This is a genomic window from Methylobacterium sp. Leaf89 (genome assembly GCF_001422215.1).
In the GTDB taxonomy this organism is placed as follows: Bacteria; Pseudomonadota; Alphaproteobacteria; order Rhizobiales; family Beijerinckiaceae; genus Methylobacterium.
This window is the reverse complement of sequence record NZ_LMML01000004.1, coordinates 1-238: the sequence shown is the minus strand read 5'-3', so window position 1 is coordinate 238 and position 238 is coordinate 1. Positions and strand designations below refer to the sequence as shown.

The 238-nt window shown below is 76.9% G+C and carries 1 pseudogene; it reads left to right on the top strand.

The annotated features are described in order from the left end of the window. Window positions 1-6: 6 nt before the first annotated feature. A pseudogene (locus ASF18_RS01490) lies at window positions 7-238 on the top strand (CsbD family protein); the annotation flags it as partial.

The window sequence follows — 238 nt, the reverse complement described above, 5'->3', positions numbered from 1 at the left end:
GAGCACGTGGCCGACACCGCTCGCGAGATCGGCGGCAGGGTTCGCGACACGGTCGGCAACCTGATCGACTCCGACGACGTCGAGGACCGCGCGCGCCGCGCCCAGGGGGCAGCCGGCGACACCTACGACCGCGCCGAGCGGTCCGTGCGCCGGGCCGGCCGCGAGGCCTACGACCGGGCCGAGGACGCCTACGAGACCGGTGGCCGCTCTCTGCGCCAGGGCGGGCGCGAGGTGAGCC